Below are 516 nucleotides of genomic sequence, written 5' to 3'. Positions count from 1 at the left end.
GGCTTGCCTCTTGGGGTTGTAGGACATTCTATACGGAGTTACAAAGGAACGAGGTAGACGAAGCGACCTGGAAAGGTCCGTCGTAGAGGGTAACAACCCCGTAGTCGAAACTTCGTTCTCTCTTGAATGTATCCTGAGTACGGCGGAACACGTGAAATTCCGTCGGAATCTGGGAGGACCATCTCCCAAGGCTAAATACTCCCTAGTGATCGATAGTGAACCAGTACCGTGAGGGAAAGGTGAAAAGCACCCCGGAAGGGGAGTGAAAGAGATCCTGAAACCGTGTGCCTACAAATAGTCAGAGCCCGTTAACGGGTGATGGCGTGCCTTTTGTAGAATGAACCGGCGAGTTACGATCCCGTGCGAGGTTAAGCTGAAGAGGCGGAGCCGCAGCGAAAGCGAGTCTGAATAGGGCGTTTAGTACGTGGTCGTAGACCCGAAACCAGGTGATCTACCCATGTCCAGGGTGAAGTTCAGGTAACACTGAATGGAGGCCCGAACCCACGCACGTTGAAA

At 52.5% G+C, this 516-nt stretch carries 1 rRNA gene; it reads left to right on the top strand.

Going from position 1 to position 516, the window contains the following annotated elements:
* Window positions 1-516, top strand: a 23S ribosomal RNA gene (locus MR079_RS28370); the annotation flags it as partial.

It is taken from the genome of Bacillus cereus group sp. BfR-BA-01381, from assembly GCF_022663555.1.
In the GTDB taxonomy this organism is placed as follows: domain Bacteria; phylum Bacillota; class Bacilli; order Bacillales; family Bacillaceae_G; genus Bacillus_A; species Bacillus_A pacificus.
This window is presented reverse-complemented; position numbering and strand designations above follow the sequence as displayed.